The 14004-nt window shown below is 71.8% G+C and carries 14 protein-coding genes; all 14 read left to right on the forward strand.

All coding sequences use genetic code 11. From position 1 onward, the window contains the following. Positions 1–65 precede the first annotated feature (65 nt). The 14 genes from ACQEVU_RS18290 (at position 66) to ACQEVU_RS18355 (ending at position 13995) form a co-directional block, all read left to right on the forward strand. Positions 66–878, forward strand: a complete 813-nt coding sequence (locus tag ACQEVU_RS18290) for a tryptophan 2,3-dioxygenase (RefSeq protein WP_433324979.1) — start codon at positions 66–68, stop codon at positions 876–878. Continuing rightward, the gene (gene kynU, locus ACQEVU_RS18295) at positions 878–2095 is read left to right on the forward strand and encodes a kynureninase (protein ID WP_433324981.1); all 1218 of its coding nucleotides are present in this window, start codon (positions 878–880) and stop codon (positions 2093–2095) included. The genes ACQEVU_RS18290 and kynU overlap by 1 nt, the downstream gene beginning before the upstream one ends. Further along, complete coding sequence (locus ACQEVU_RS18300) at positions 2092–3414, forward strand: FAD-dependent oxidoreductase (RefSeq protein WP_433324983.1); 1323 nt, start codon at positions 2092–2094, stop codon at positions 3412–3414. Before kynU ends, ACQEVU_RS18300 begins: the two co-directional genes overlap by 4 nt. Beyond that, positions 3411–4871 carry a 2-hydroxymuconic semialdehyde dehydrogenase gene (locus ACQEVU_RS18305; RefSeq protein WP_433324985.1) on the forward strand — a complete coding sequence of 487 codons (1461 nt, stop codon included), beginning with the start codon at positions 3411–3413 and terminating at the stop codon, positions 4869–4871. Before ACQEVU_RS18300 ends, ACQEVU_RS18305 begins: the two co-directional genes overlap by 4 nt. Then, positions 4868–5680, forward strand: a complete 813-nt coding sequence (locus tag ACQEVU_RS18310; protein ID WP_433324987.1) for a 2-keto-4-pentenoate hydratase — start codon at positions 4868–4870, stop codon at positions 5678–5680. Before ACQEVU_RS18305 ends, ACQEVU_RS18310 begins: the two co-directional genes overlap by 4 nt. Further along, positions 5677–6558, forward strand: a complete 882-nt coding sequence (locus ACQEVU_RS18315) for an acetaldehyde dehydrogenase (acetylating) (protein ID WP_433324989.1) — start codon at positions 5677–5679, stop codon at positions 6556–6558. The genes ACQEVU_RS18310 and ACQEVU_RS18315 overlap by 4 nt, the downstream gene beginning before the upstream one ends. Positions 6559–6590: 32 nt before the next feature. Beyond that, positions 6591–7610 (forward strand): 4-hydroxy-2-oxovalerate aldolase, encoded by a 1020-nt coding sequence (gene dmpG / locus ACQEVU_RS18320; protein ID WP_433334980.1) that lies wholly within the window; start codon positions 6591–6593, stop codon positions 7608–7610. Then, positions 7607–8329, forward strand: coding sequence for a 2-keto-4-pentenoate hydratase (locus tag ACQEVU_RS18325; protein WP_433324991.1), 723 nt, complete (start codon positions 7607–7609; stop codon positions 8327–8329). The genes dmpG and ACQEVU_RS18325 overlap by 4 nt, the downstream gene beginning before the upstream one ends. Continuing rightward, positions 8326–8742, forward strand: coding sequence for a RidA family protein (locus ACQEVU_RS18330; RefSeq protein WP_433324993.1), 417 nt, complete (start codon positions 8326–8328; stop codon positions 8740–8742). The genes ACQEVU_RS18325 and ACQEVU_RS18330 overlap by 4 nt, the downstream gene beginning before the upstream one ends. Further along, complete coding sequence (locus ACQEVU_RS18335) at positions 8735–9253, forward strand: 3-hydroxyanthranilate 3,4-dioxygenase (RefSeq protein WP_433324995.1); 519 nt, start codon at positions 8735–8737, stop codon at positions 9251–9253. The genes ACQEVU_RS18330 and ACQEVU_RS18335 overlap by 8 nt, the downstream gene beginning before the upstream one ends. Further along, positions 9250–10242, forward strand: a complete 993-nt coding sequence (locus tag ACQEVU_RS18340) for an amidohydrolase family protein (protein ID WP_433324997.1) — start codon at positions 9250–9252, stop codon at positions 10240–10242. Before ACQEVU_RS18335 ends, ACQEVU_RS18340 begins: the two co-directional genes overlap by 4 nt. 250 nt (positions 10243–10492) lie before the next feature. Further along, positions 10493–12127, forward strand: a complete 1635-nt coding sequence (locus ACQEVU_RS18345; RefSeq protein WP_433324999.1) for an ABC transporter substrate-binding protein — start codon at positions 10493–10495, stop codon at positions 12125–12127. Beyond that, a complete protein-coding gene (locus ACQEVU_RS18350; RefSeq protein ID WP_433325001.1) occupies positions 12128–13138 on the forward strand; it encodes an ABC transporter permease in 1011 nt (336 codons plus the stop codon). After that, complete coding sequence (locus ACQEVU_RS18355) at positions 13138–13995, forward strand: ABC transporter permease (RefSeq protein ID WP_433325003.1); 858 nt, start codon at positions 13138–13140, stop codon at positions 13993–13995. The genes ACQEVU_RS18350 and ACQEVU_RS18355 overlap by 1 nt, the downstream gene beginning before the upstream one ends. The last annotated feature ends 9 nt before the right edge of the window (positions 13996–14004 follow it).

Below are 14004 nucleotides of genomic sequence, written 5' to 3' on the forward strand. Positions count from 1 at the left end.
GAGCAGCGTAAACGACCGTTGATCCACTATTTCGCGGAGGTGGGTCACGGTACCAGGATTGAGGTGTGAGCGGTCCGATCCTCGACTTCCCCGATCAGGTCCCATACGACGCGTACGTCCACGCCAGCACGCTGCACTCGCTGCAGCAGCCGCTGACCAAGGATCCCGGCGAGATGTCGTTCCTCATGGTCAGCCAGGTGATGGAGCTGTGGTTCGGGCTGGCGTGCCACGAACTGCGCGACACCCAGCGGCTCCTGCGTGAGGACGACGTGTGGGGCGCTCTCGCCCCGCTGCGGCGCATCAAGCTGCATCTGGAGGGGCTCGTTGCCGCCTGGAACGGGCTGCGCTGGATGACGCCGCCCGACTTCAACCGGTTCCGCGCGCAGCTCGGCGACGCGTCGGGCTTCCAGTCGGCGATGTACCGCCACCTGGAGTTCCTGCTCGGGCTCAAGAGCGAGGCGCTGATCCGCCCGTTCAAGCGGCAGGCGGACCTGTACCAGGACCTGACCGCCGCCCTGCGCGCGCCCAGCGTGTGGGACGACGTCACCGCGATGCTCGCCCGGCGCGGCTTCGAGATCCCCGCGGAGGTGCTGGACCGCGACCACTCGCGCGAGTACGAGCCGTCGCCGGAGGTCGAGCGGGCCTGGGTGCAGATCTACCGCGACGACCGCGGTGACAACCCGCTCTACCTGCTCGGCGAGGCGCTGACCGACGTCGCGGACGTGTTCGGCGACTGGCGGTACAAGCACCTGACCGCAGTACAGCGGACCATGGGCAACAAGCCGGGTAGCGGCGGCTCCTCCGGCGCGGCCTGGCTGACCCGCAGCATGGCGCGGGTCGTCTTCGCCGAGCTCTGGTCGGCCCGGACGGAGATCTGATGAGGCTCGCAGAGGACGAGGCCCGGCGGCTCGACGCCGCCGATCCGGGGCACCGGGAGCTGTTCCTCGTGCCACCCGCCGACGGCGGCGACCACCCCGAGACGGCGTACCTGGCCGGCAACTCGCTCGGCCTGCAGCCGCGCGCCGTGCGGGGCGAGCTGCTGCAGGAGCTCGACGAGTGGGCCCGGCTCGGCGTCGAGGGGCATCTGGAAGCCGAGCGGCCCTGGCTGCCGTACCACGAGCTGCTGCGCGAGCCGGCCGCCCGCCTGGTCGGCGCGCTGCCGGCCGAGACGGTCGTGATGAACTCGCTGACCGTCAACCTGCACCTGCTGATGGTCTCGTTCTACCGGCCGCAGGGCGCCCGCACGCTGATCGTCGTGGAGGACACGGCGTTTCCGTCGGACAGCTACGCGGTGCGCAGCCAGGCGGCCTTCCACGGGTACGACCCGGACCAGACGGTGGTGCGCACGAACGACCCGCTGGCGGCGATCCGCGAGCACGGCGACCGCATCGCGCTGGTCCTGCTGGGCGGGGTCAACTACCTCACCGGCGAGCTGATGGACATCCCGGGGATCACGGCGGCGGGGCACGCGGCCGGCGCGGTCGTCGGGTGGGACCTGGCGCACGCGGCGGGCAACGTCCCGCTGCGGCTGCACGAGTGGGGCGTCGACTTCGCCGCGTGGTGCTCGTACAAGTACCTCAACAGCGGGCCGGGGGCGGTGGCGGGCGCGTTCGTGCACGAGCGGCACGCCGGCGCCGACGTGCCCCGGTTCGAGGGCTGGTGGAGCACCGAGGCGGCGACCCGGTTCGAGATGGCGCCGGTGTCCCGGCCGCCGCGGACCGCCGACGCGTGGCAGGTGTCCAACCCGCCGATCCTCGCGATGAGCCCGGTGCGCACGTCCCTGGAGCTGTTCGACGCCGTGGGCATGCCGGCGCTGCGGGCGCGCAGCGAGCGGCTCACCGCGTACCTGCAGTCGCTGCTGGACCCGATCGGCGTCGAGGTCGTGACGCCGCGCGACCCGGCGCGGCGCGGCTGCCAGCTGTCGCTGCGGGTCGCCGACGCCGGCGGGCTGAGCAAGACCCTGCGGCACCGGCACGGGGTGATCGCCGACAGCCGCGAGCCCGACATCGTGCGGCTGGCGCCGGTGCCGCTGTATTCGACGTACCACGACTGCTGGCGGGCCGCCGCCGCGATCGCACAGGAGGTGGGGACATGACGGACGTAGCCGTGATCGGGGCCGGCCTCACCGGCAGCCTGCTCGCCTGTTTCCTGGCCCGGCGCGGGCACCAGGTGACCGTCTACGAGCGCCGGCCCGACCCGCGCACCACCGGGGCGGAGCGCGGCCGGTCGATCAACCTGGCGCTGTCGGAGCGGGGCATCGACGCGCTGCGGCGGGTCGGCCTGCACGAGCGGGTGCTCGTCGACGCGCTGCCGATGCGCGGGCGCATGATCCATCCGGTCGCCGGCGAGCTGGACTTCCAGCAGTACAGCCTCGACGGGCAGCGGGCGATCAACTCGATCAGCCGGGGCGCGCTCAACAACGCCCTGCTCGACGCGGCCGCCGCCGCCCCCGGGGTGAGCATCGTCTTCGAGCACCGGCTCATCGGGCTCGACCCGCTGGTGTTCGCGACGCCGTCCGGCGAGGCGAAGGCGAGCGCCGACGTGGTCATCGGCGCCGACGGGGCCGGCAGCGCGGTGCGCGGCCAGCTGCTCGGCATGGGGCTGCTCGACGAGTCGGTCGACTTCCTCGACTACGGCTACAAGGAGCTGACCATCGCGGCGGGCCCGGACGGCGACTTCGCGCTTGCCCCCGGCGCGCTGCACATCTGGCCGCGCGGCACGTCGATGATGATCGCGCTGCCGAATCCGGACCGGACGTTCACCTGCACGCTGTTCTGGCCCCACGGCGGCACGTCGAGCCTCGCCTCGCTGGGCAGCCCGGCCGCGATCGAGCGGCACTTCCAGGCGGTCTACCCGGACGTGGTACCACTGATGCCGAACCTGGTCGAGGACTACCGGCTCAACCCGGTCGGCCTGCTCGGCACGGTTCGCTGCGGGCCGTGGCAGGCGGCGACGACGGGCGGCCCGGTCGGCCTGATCGGTGACGCCGCCCACGCGATCGTGCCGTTCTACGGGCAGGGCGCCAACTGCGGCTTCGAGGACTGCGTCGTGCTCGACCGGGTGCTCGACGAGACCGGCGACGACTTCGCCGCCGCGCTGCCGCTGTTCGAGGCCCGCCGCCGCGAGGACGTCGAGGCGATCGCGACGATGGCGCTCAACAACTTCGTGGAGATGAGGGACAAGGTGGCCTCGCCGCTGTTCCAGCTCGGCAAGAAGCTCGAGCACGCGCTGGAACGGGCGCTGCCCGGCCGGTACGTGTCCCGCTACGAACTGGTCTCGTTCAGCACCACGCCCTACGCGCAGGTGCGGGACCGGGTGCGGCGGCAGCACCAGGTGCTCGGGGCGGTGGGAGCGCTCGCGCTCGGCGGGCTCGGTGTGCTCGGCGCCGCCGTGGCGAGGGGGCGGCGGCGATGACGATGCCGCTGCGTCACTTCGTCGATGGGCGCTTCGTCGCCACCGGTTCGACGTTTGCGAAGCTGAGCCCGGTCACCGGCAACCGCGTCACCGAGGTGTGCGAGGCGGATCGGTCCACTGTGGACGCCGCGGTGGCCGCGGCGCGGGCGGCCGTGCGCGGCCCGTGGGGGCGCACCAGCGAGCTGGAGCGCGCCGCCGTGCTGCGCCGGATCGCCGACGAGCTGGAGCGGCGCTTCGACGACCTGGTCGCCGCCGAGGTCGCCGACACCGGCAAGCCGATCAGCCAGGCGCGCACGCTCGACATCCCGCGCGGAGCGGCCAACTTCCGGGCGTTCGCCGACATCGTCGCCGCGGCACCGGCCGAGTCGTTCACCACCGTCACCCCGTCCGGGGGGCGCGCGCTCAACTACGCGGTGCGCAAACCGGTCGGCGTGGTCGCGATCGTGGTGCCGTGGAACCTGCCGCTGCTGTTGCTGACCTGGAAGGTGGCCCCGGCGCTCGCCTGCGGCAACGCGGTCGTGGTCAAGCCCTCGGAGGAGACACCCTCCTCGGCGACGGTACTGGCCGAGGTGATGTCCGCCGCCGGCGTGCCCGACGGCGTCTTCAACCTCGTGCACGGGTTCGGGCCGGACTCGGCGGGGGAGTTCCTCACCCGCCACCCGGACGTCGACGCGATCACGTTCACCGGCGAGTCCGCGACCGGTTCGGCGATCATGCGGGCCGCCGCCGACGGCGTGAAGGCGGTCTCGTTCGAGCTCGGCGGGAAGAACGCCGGCCTGGTGTTCGCCGACACCGACCTCGACGCCGCCGTCGCCGGCTCGGTGCGCTCCAGCTTCACCAACGGCGGCCAGGTGTGCCTGTGCACGGAGCGGCTGTACGTGCAGCGTCCGGTCTTCGACGAGTTCGTCACCCGGCTGGGCAAGGCGGCGTCCGCCCTGTCGTGGGGATGGCCGCAGGACGAGGGCACCGGCACGATGCCGCTGATCTCCAGGCAGCACCGCGAGAAGGTGCTCGGCTACTACGACCTCGCCCGCACGGAGGGCGCCACGGTGGTGACCGGCGGCGGGGTGCCGACGTTCGACGACGCCCGCGACGGCGGCGCCTACGTCCAGCCGACGGTGCTCGTCGGCCTCCCGCCGGACGCGCGGACCAACCGCGAGGAGATCTTCGGGCCGGTCTGCCACATCGCGCCGTTCGACACCGAGGAGGAGGCGTTCGCGCTGGCCAACGACAGCGACTACGGCCTCGCCGCGACCGTGTGGACCCGCGACGTCGGCCGGGCGCACCGGGCCGGCCTGGCGCTGGACGCCGGGCTGGTCTGGGTCAACACCTGGTTCCTGCGCGACCTGCGCTCGCCGTTCGGCGGCGTCAAGGCATCCGGCGTCGGCCGCGAGGGCGGCGTGCACTCGCTCAACTTCTACTCCGAGCTCACCAACGTCTGCGTGGATCTCTCATGACCGATGTGCAGAAGGCGGCCGAGGCATTGCTGGGCGCCTACGAGACCGGAACCCCGATCCCGCCGCTGCGCGGGACGGTGCTGCCGGAGGGCGACGTCGTCACGGCATACGCCGTGCAGCGGGCCCAGGCCGCGCGCTGGGAGGCCGCCGGGCGGCGGCCGGTCGGCGCGAAGATCGGCCTGACCTCGCCGGCCGTGCAGAGCATGTTCGGCGTCTTCCAGCCGGACTTCGGCGTGCTGTACGCCGACATGGCCGTGCCCGACGGCGCCCCGATCCCGGCCGGCAAGCTGCTCCAGCCGCGCGTGGAGGTCGAGGTCGCGTTCGTGCTCGGCCGGGACCTGCCCGACGAGCAGGTCACCGTCGTCGACGTCATCCGGGCCACCGAGTACCTGCTGCCGGCGATCGAGGTGGTCGACTCGCGCATTGCCGGCTGGGACATCTCGATCGTGGACACCGTGGCCGACAACGCCTCCAGCGGCCTGTACGTGCTCGGCACCGCGCCGCGTCGGCTGGCCGACGTCGACCTGCGGCTGTGCGGGGCCGTGCTGGAGCACGCCGGCGAGCCGGTGTCGGTCGGCGCGGGCGCGGCCTGCCTCGGCAACCCGGTGCACGCGGTCGCCTGGCTGGCGACCACGCTGGCCGGCGCCGGCCGCCCGCTGCGCGCCGGCGACCTCGTGCTGTCCGGCGCGCTCGGCCCGATGGTGCCGGTGCCCGTGACGGCCGCGGGACCCGTGTACGAGGCGCGGGTGTCGGGGCTCGGGTCGGTCCGGGCGGTTTTCGAAGGAAACGTCGAAGGGGCGAAGGCATGACCGTCGGCGTGGCGGTCATCGGGTCGGGCAACATCGGCACCGACCTGATGATCAAGGTACTGCGGCTCTCCGAGTCACTGAAGATGGTCGCGATGGCCGGCATCGACCCGGACTCCGACGGGCTCGCCCGGGCCCGGCGCCTCGGCGTCGCCACGACCGCGGCCGGCGTCGACGGCCTGGTCGCCATGCCCGAGTTCGCCGACGTGCGGATCGTCTTCGACGCGACGAGCGCCGGGGCCCACCGGCACAACAACGAGGTGCTGCAGGCGCACGGCCGCCGGGTCGTGGACCTCACGCCCGCGGCGATCGGCCCGTACGTCGTGCCGCCGGTCAACCTCGACGAGCACCTCGCCGCCCCCAACGTCAACCTCGTGACGTGCGGCGGCCAGGCGACCGTGCCGATCGTCGCCGCGGTCGGGGCGGTGACCCCGGTCGCCTACGCCGAGATCGTCGCCTCGATCGCCTCGAAGTCGGCCGGCCCCGGCACCCGGGCCAACATCGACGAGTTCACCGTCACCACCGGCCGCGCGCTCGAGGTCGTCGGCGGCGCCGCCCGGGGCAAGGCCATCATCGTGCTCAACCCGGCCGACCCGCCGCTGCTGATGCGCGACACCGTGTACTGCGTCTGCCCCGACCGCGACGCCGACCGGACCGCGATCGCCGCGTCGGTCGAGGCGATGGTCAAGGCGGTCGGCGCGTACGTGCCCGGCTACCGCCTCAAGCAGGGGGTCCAGTTCTCCACCGACCCCGAGGGGCTGCTCGTGTCCGTGTACCTCGAGGTGTCCGGCGCCGGGCACTACCTGCCCGCCTACGCCGGCAACCTCGACATCATGACCTCCGCCGCGCTCCAGGTCGCCGAGAGGATGGCCGCGGCATGAGCGGTCCGGAGCGAAGCGGAGGGGCCGCGAACATGCACAACAGCGAGCGCCTGTACATCCAGGACGTGACGCTGCGCGACGGCATGCACGCCATCGCGCACCGGTACACCGTCGAACAGGTGCGCACGATCACCGCCGCGCTCGACGCGGCCGGGGTCGACGCCATCGAGGTCGCGCACGGCGACGGCCTGGCCGGGTCGAGCGTCAACTACGGCCGCGGCGCGGCCACAGACCCCGAGTGGATCGCGGCGGCCGCGGAGGCGATCACCAACGCGCGGCTGACCACGCTGCTGCTGCCCGGGATCGGCACCATCGCCGACCTCCGGCAGGCCCGGGACCTCGGGGTCACCAGCGTGCGGATCGCCACCCACTGCACCGAGGCCGACATCGCCGCCCAGCACATCGGCTGGGCGCGGGAGAACGGCATGGACGTCTCCGGCTTCCTGATGATGTCGCACATGAACCCGCCCGCGGCGCTGGCCGAGCAGGCCAAACTGATGGAGTCCTACGGCGCGCACTGCGTGTACGTCACCGACTCCGGCGGCCGGCTGCTCATGCGCGACGTCGCCGAGCGGGTCGACGCCTATCGTCAGGTGCTGGACCCGGCCACCCAGATCGGCATCCACGCCCACCACAACCTGTCGCTCGGCGTCGCCAACAGCGTCGTCGCCGTCGAGCACGGCACCGTGCGGGTCGACGCCTCCCTCGCCGGGCAGGGCGCCGGCGCCGGCAACGCGCCGCTGGAGGTGTTCGTGGCGGTCGCCGACCTGATGGGCTGGGAGCACGGCTGCGACACGTTCGCGCTGATGGACGCGGCCGAGGACCTGGTGCGGCCGCTGCAGGACCGTCCCGTGCGGGTCGACCGCGAGACGCTCTCGCTGGGCTACGCCGGGGTCTACTCCAGCTTCCTGCGCCACGCCGAGCGGGCCTCGGAACGCTTCGGCGTGGACGTGCGGGACATCCTGGTGGAGCTCGGCCGGCGGCGGATGGTCGGCGGCCAGGAGGACATGATCGTCGACGTGGCCCTCGATCTGGTGAAGGAGCGCGCATGAGCCTGGCGGAGCAACTCGACGGGGCTGAGCGCAGCCGCACGGCGATCGCCCAGGTGGTCTCGCAGAGCGGCGCCGATGCCGACGAGGCGTACCGCATCCAGGAGGCGCTCGTGGCGCGGCGGGTGAGCCGCGGCGAACGGCTCGTCGGCCTCAAGCTCGGTCTCACCAGCCGGGCCAAGATGGCGCAGGTCGGCGTCGACCAGGTGATCTGGGGACGGCTCACCGACGCGATGCGGATCGAGGACGGCGGCACGGTCGACACCGGCCGGTACATCCACCCCCGGGTCGAGCCCGAGGTGGCGTTCCTCCTCGACGCGAGCGGCGCGGCCACCGCCGTCGCGCCCGCCCTGGAGCTGATCGACTCCCGCTACGCCGACTTCAAGTTCACGCTGCCCGACGTGATCGCCGACAACACCTCGGCGGCCGGCTTCGTCGTCGGTGCGTGGCAACCGCTGCCGGCCGGGCTGGACAACCTGGGCGTGCTGCTGGAGGTCGACGGGCGGGTCACCCAGATCGGATCCACGGCCGCCATCCTGGGCGACCCCCGCCGGGCCCTCGCGGCCGCGGCCGCCCTGGCCTCCTCGGCGGGTGTACTGCTGGAGGACGGCTGGGTGCTGCTCGCCGGCGCCGCGACGGCGGCCGTGCCGCTCGCGCCCGGTGCGCACGTGCGCGCGGTCGTCGAGGGCCTGGGCACCGCCTCCCTGCGGGCGCTGTCATGATCGTCGACGGCGCGGCCCGGCCGCGCGGCCGGTTCCCGCACGTGAAGGTCGCGGGCGGGTTCGCGTTCGTCTCCGGCACGTCGTCGCGGCGGCCCGACAACACCATCGCCGGCGCCTCGGTGGATGCGATGGGCACGACGAGCCTCGACATCCGAGAGCAGACGCGGGCCGTGCTGCGCAACATCGACGACATCCTCGCCGCGGTCGGCGCGTCGCTCGCCGACGTGGTGCAGGTGACCACGTACCTGGTGAACATGAACGACTTCGGCGGCTACAACGAGGTCTACGGCGAGTTCTTCGACGAGACCGGGCCGGCCCGCACCACCGTGGCGGTGCACCAGCTGCCGCACCCACACCTGCTGATCGAGATCCAGGCCGTCGCGCTGATCCCCCATGGAGGTGGAGATGACTGACATGTCCCCGGTGAGCTTTCCCGACTGGCTCGCGGAGAACCAGCACCTGCTCAAGCCGCCGGTCGGCAACAAGCAGGTGTTCCCGACCGGGTCGGACTTCATCGTGATGGTCGTCGGCGGCCCCAACCAGCGCACCGACTTCCACGTGGACCCGTACGAGGAGTTCTTCTACCAGATCAAGGGCAACATGCACCTCAACGTCATGACGCCCGACGGCCCCGACACGGTGCACATCAAGGAGGGCGGGATGTGGCTGCTGCCGGGCAACATGCCGCACTCGCCGCAGCGCGAGGCCGGCTCGATCGGCATCGTGGTGGAGCGGGTGCGCGAGGAGGGGACCCTGGAGAAGTTCCAGTGGTACTGCCCGTCGTGCGGGAACAAGCTGCACGAGGTCGAGCTGCAGGTGCGCGACATCGTGGTCGACCTGCCGCCGGTGTTCCAGGCGTTCTACGACGACGAGAAGGCCCGGACCTGCACCCAGTGCGGCACGGTCCACCCGGGGAAAGGATGAGGGTCGACGTCCACACGCACCTGGTGCCGTTCGGCTGGCCGGACCTCGCGGCCGAGTGCGGCGGCACCGGGTGGCCGTGGCTGCGGGTGGACTCCGAGCGCGCGGCAATGGTCATGGTGGGCTCCACCGAGTTCCGGCCGATCGGCCCGTCGGCGTGGGACGCGCCGACACGGCTGGAGGACATGGACGCCGACGGCGTCGACGTCCAGGTGATCTCCCCGACGCCGGTGTTCTTCTCCTACGACCGCCCGGCCGGCCAGGCGGTCAAGGTCGCGCGGATCTTCAACGACCTGACGCTGAAGCTGGCCGCCGAGGCCCCGGGCCGGTTCGTACCGTTCTGCCAGGTGCCGCTGCAGGACCCGGACGCGGCCTGCGCCGAGCTCGACCGCTGCCTGGCCAACGGGCACGTCGGCGTCGAGATCGGCAACCACGTCGGCGAGCGCGACCTCGACGACCCGGGCATCGTGTCGTTCCTGCAGCACTGCGCGGCGGTCGATGCGCCGGTGTTCGTGCACCCGTGGGACATGCCGGCCGGTCCGCGCCTGGACCGGTGGATGGCCCGCTGGCTGACCGGCATGCCGGCCGAGACGCACCTGTCGATCGTGGCGATGATCCTCGGCGGCGTCTTCGATGCGGTACCGCCGTCGCTGCGCATCTGCTTCGCGCACGGCGGCGGCAGCTTCGCCTTCTGGCTCGGCCGTGCCGAGAACGCCTGGCACCGCCGCGGCGACGTGGTCCGGGGCCGCTCGGCGCATCCGCCGTCGCACTACGTCGACCGCATCAGCGTCGACTCCGTCGTGTTCGACCCGGCCGCCCTGCGGCTGCTGGTCGAGACGCTGGGGGAGGACCGGGTCATGGTCGGCAGCGACTACCCGTATCCGCTGGGCGAACGCCCGGTCGGTGCGGTGGTCGACGGGGCCGCCTTCCTGAGCGAGGCCCAGCGCGCGAAGCTGCTGGGCGGCAACGCACTGCGGTTCCTCGGCCGCTGAGCCCAGGCCGCGAACCCGCCCCACGGACACCGGGCCGTGCGACGACGACGTCGCACGGCCCGGCGCCGTTTCCGGGGCGCGGTTTCATGCTTGTGAAAATCTGTGAACAAACCTGGTCCGAGGCATCCCCCATCCGGCCGGAGAGTGCCGCCATGAGCTGTATCTTTCCTGTTCACTGCGGGACGAGTCTTGTTCACTGAACTCGCGCCTGATAGAACATCGAGCAGGTCGGGCTCACAGAGGAGTGAACATGGCAGACTCTCCCGCTCTCTCCCGCCGCTCGTTACTTCAGCTCGGCGGCGTGGGCGCGTTCCTGCTCGCCACCGGCGCCTGCGCGAGCGGCAGCAAGAACAACACTTCGTCGTCGGAATCCGGCGGCGCCAAGTCGTCGACGCTGAAGATCGCGGTGTCCAGCTACATCAGCAGCTGGGACCAGGACTTCGTCGGCTTCGACCTGACCGCCCTGATGCTGTACAAGAACGTCTTCCCATACATGATCGACTACGGCGTGAAGACCGTCGGCGACAGCAAGATCCTCGACACCGACAACATCATGCCGACGTTCGCCGAGTCCTTCGAGCCGGACGCCGAGAAGAAGGTCTGGACGCTCAAGCTGCGCAAGGGCGTCAAGTTCCCCAGCGGCAACGAGCTCAAGGCCGCCGACGTCAAGTGGTCGAAGGACCGGGCGTTCGCCGCCAAGGCCAACGTCGCCGGCATCTACCGCACGATCGGCCTCACCAAGCCCGAGCAGGTCGTCGTGGTCGACGACTACACGGTCGAGTTCCACCAGGAGTTCCCGAGCGCGCTGACCCGGCAGATCCAGGCCATCTCGCTCTACGTCTTCGACTCGGTCGAAGCGAAGAAGCACGCCACCGACGCCGACCCGTGGGCCAAGGAGTGGTTCGCCAAGAACCCGCCCACCGGTGGCTACTTCAACGTCTCCAAGGCCACCCAGGGCCAGGAGATCGAGCTCACCGCGAACAGCGCCTACCCGGGCCCCGACCCGGCCAAGACCAAGACGATCCGCATCTCGGTCGTGCCGGCCGCCGCCAACCAGCGGCTGCAGCTGCAGTCCGGCGACATCGACGTGGCGCTGGGCGCGAGCCCGCGCGACATCAAGGACCTCAAGAGCGCCTCCGGCATCACGGTGCTGTCGGCGGCCAGCAACTCGCAGGTCGCCATCCAGATGTCGACGACCACCGCGCCGTTCGACGACGTCAACGTGCGCAAGGCGCTGGCCTACGCCACGCCGTACGAGCAGATCATCAAGAACGTGTACGGCGGCGACGCCCGGCCGACGAAGAGCGTCGTGCCGCTGGACATGCCGGGCTACTCCGAGAAGGGGTACCCGTACACGTACGACATCGACAAGGCCAAGGCCGCGCTCGCCGCGTCGGGCAAGACCTCGATCTCCTCGGAGCTGGTCTTCCAGGCCAACAACGACGAGCAGCAGCAGCTCGCCGTGCTCGTGCAGAGCGAGGCCCGCAAGGCCGGCATCGAGCTCAAGCTGACGCCGCTCGACCCGGCGACGCTCGCCGACCGGCGCGGGAAGAAGAACATCCCGCTGCAGATCACCTCGGGCCAGCTGTGGGTCAACGACGTCGAGTACATGCTGGCGACGAGCTTCGTCAAGGGCGCCAACCTCAACTACTCGAACTACACCAACCCGAAGATCGAGCAGCTGTACGAGCAGTCGCACACCACTGTGGACGCCAGCGCGCGCAACCAGCTCTGGGCACAGGTGCAGGAGACCATGGCCGAGGACGTGCCGTGGGTCGTCATCTGCCAGCCCAACTTCAACCTGCCGGTGCGCAAGTCGGTGTCCGGCTGGGTGCAGCCGATGGACGGCCTGGCCCGCCTGCGCTACCTGGGTGCGTCGGCCTAAATGCGTATCCTCCGGTTCGTCGCCCGCCGGCTGCTCCAGCTCATTCCGGTCCTGCTCGGGGTGGTCGTGCTGACATTCCTGCTGGTCCGGGTGCTGCCCGGCGACCCGATCCGGACCATCCTCGGGCCCAACGCGACCGCCGCCGACGAGGCGGCGGCGCGGGCCCGGTTCGGCCTCGACAAGCCGCTGTGGCGGCAGTTCGCCGACTACCTCGGCGGCCTGTTCACCGGGGACTTCGGCACGTCCATCCAGAGTGGACAGTCGGTCGGCAGCGAGATGGCGCTGCGGATCGGCCCGACCATGGAGCTGGTCGTGCTGGCGGTGGCGATCGCCGTGGTGATCGCCACCGTCGTGGGCCTGTGGTCGGCCCGGCACGCGAACCGGGCCGGCGACCACGGCATCCGGGTGCTCGCGCTGATCGGCAACTCGATGCCGGAGTTCTGGCTGGGCCTGGTGCTGATCCTCGTCGGCTATGCGGGCCTGGGCTGGTTCCCGGCGCCCAGCGGCCGCGTCGACCCGGACACCGACCTCACCCCGATCACCGGCGCCGACGCGCTCGACGCCCTGCTGACCGGCAACATGCCGGCGCTGACGTCGGCGCTGTGGCACCTGGCGCTGCCGGTGCTCACGCTCGTCATCGTGATCGTGGCCCCGCTGCTGCGCAGCGTGCGCGCGTCGGCGCTGGAGGTGCTGCGGTCCGAGCCCTACGCGGCCGCGGAGGCCCACGGGCTGCCGGGCCGGCTGCTGCGGCGCGGCTACCTGGTGCGGGCGGCCCTGGTCCGCCTGCCGTCGCTGGCCGCCCTCGTCTTCGGCTTCGCGATCGGCTCGACGGTGCTCATCGAGTACGTCTACTCCTGGCAGGGCTTCGGCCAGTGGGCGCTGCGCGGCCTGCTCTACCGCGACTACCCGGTGGTGCAGGCGTCGGTGCTGGTGATCGCGCTGTGCTACGTCGTGGTGTTCCTGATCGCCGACGTCGTGCACGCCATGCTCGACCCGAGGGTGAGGATCTGATGTCGTTGCTGCGCACCGGCCGGCGCCGGCCGGACCGCGACGGCCGCTTCGGCACCGTCCTGATGGCCACCGGCGCCGGGATTCTGGCCGTTGTCGCGCTGGCGGTGCTGATCGGCCCGCTGTTCACCGCATGGGGGCCGAACGAGATCGACGGGGCCGGCACCACCCTCGCCGAGCCCGGCGGCGCGCACCTGTTCGGCACCGATGTCAACGGCATGGACGTGTGGAGCCGGCTGCTGTACGCCGGCCGCGTCGACCTCGGCATCGCGGTCGCCGCGGTCGCCGCCGCCGTCGTGCTCGGCAGCATCCTCGGCGTGGTCGCCGGCTACTTCGGCGGCTGGCTCGACGACGTGCTGATGCGCCTGACCGACATCTTCCAGGCGTTCCCCACGTTCATCCTCGCGCTCGCCGTCGCCGCCCTGCTGGGCAGCGGACCGCTCAACCTGACCGTGGCGATCGCGCTGGTGAACGCGCCCGCCTACGCCCGCCTGGTGCGGGCCGAGGTCCGCACGATCCGCGACCTGACCTTCGTCGACGCCGCGCGCACCTCCGGCGCCTCGACGATCGGGCTGCTGTGGCGGCACGTGCTGCCCAACAGCATCACGCCGGTGCGGGTGATCGCCCCGCTCAACTGCGGCTGGGCGATGCTCACCCTGGCCGGCCTGTCATTCCTCGGGCTGGGCATTGCGGTGCCCGACGCCGAGTGGGGCGCCATGATCAGCCTCGGCACCAGCGACGTGGTGGCGGGCCGGTGGTGGACCTCGGTGCCGCCCGGCATCGCACTGCTCGTCTGCGTCCTGGGCTTCAGCCTCCTCGGCGAGGGCCTGCAGGAGCGCGCCGACCGGGTCCGACGGTGAGGAGCCGCA

It is taken from the genome of Dactylosporangium sp. CA-139066 (assembly GCF_050936175.1).
Taxonomy (GTDB): Bacteria; Actinomycetota; Actinomycetes; order Mycobacteriales; family Micromonosporaceae; genus Dactylosporangium.

Bases quoted from the DNA above. Each gene is read 5' to 3' on its own strand.
- kynU (WP_433324981.1), top strand. From the start codon at position 878: ATGAGGCTCGCAGAGGACGAGGCCCGGCGGCTCGACGCCGCCGATCCG.
- ACQEVU_RS18300 (WP_433324983.1), top strand. From the start codon at position 2,092: ATGACGGACGTAGCCGTGATCGGGGCCGGCCTCACCGGCAGCCTGCTC.
- ACQEVU_RS18305 (WP_433324985.1), top strand. From the start codon at position 3,411: ATGACGATGCCGCTGCGTCACTTCGTCGATGGGCGCTTCGTCGCCACC.
- ACQEVU_RS18310 (WP_433324987.1), top strand. From the start codon at position 4,868: ATGACCGATGTGCAGAAGGCGGCCGAGGCATTGCTGGGCGCCTACGAG.
- ACQEVU_RS18315 (WP_433324989.1), top strand. From the start codon at position 5,677: ATGACCGTCGGCGTGGCGGTCATCGGGTCGGGCAACATCGGCACCGAC.
- dmpG (WP_433334980.1), top strand. From the start codon at position 6,591: ATGCACAACAGCGAGCGCCTGTACATCCAGGACGTGACGCTGCGCGAC.
- ACQEVU_RS18325 (WP_433324991.1), top strand. From the start codon at position 7,607: ATGAGCCTGGCGGAGCAACTCGACGGGGCTGAGCGCAGCCGCACGGCG.
- ACQEVU_RS18330 (WP_433324993.1), top strand. From the start codon at position 8,326: ATGATCGTCGACGGCGCGGCCCGGCCGCGCGGCCGGTTCCCGCACGTG.
- ACQEVU_RS18335 (WP_433324995.1), top strand. From the start codon at position 8,735: ATGACTGACATGTCCCCGGTGAGCTTTCCCGACTGGCTCGCGGAGAAC.
- ACQEVU_RS18340 (WP_433324997.1), top strand. From the start codon at position 9,250: ATGAGGGTCGACGTCCACACGCACCTGGTGCCGTTCGGCTGGCCGGAC.
- ACQEVU_RS18345 (WP_433324999.1), top strand. From the start codon at position 10,493: ATGGCAGACTCTCCCGCTCTCTCCCGCCGCTCGTTACTTCAGCTCGGC.
- ACQEVU_RS18350 (WP_433325001.1), top strand. From the start codon at position 12,128: ATGCGTATCCTCCGGTTCGTCGCCCGCCGGCTGCTCCAGCTCATTCCG.
- ACQEVU_RS18355 (WP_433325003.1), top strand. From the start codon at position 13,138: ATGTCGTTGCTGCGCACCGGCCGGCGCCGGCCGGACCGCGACGGCCGC.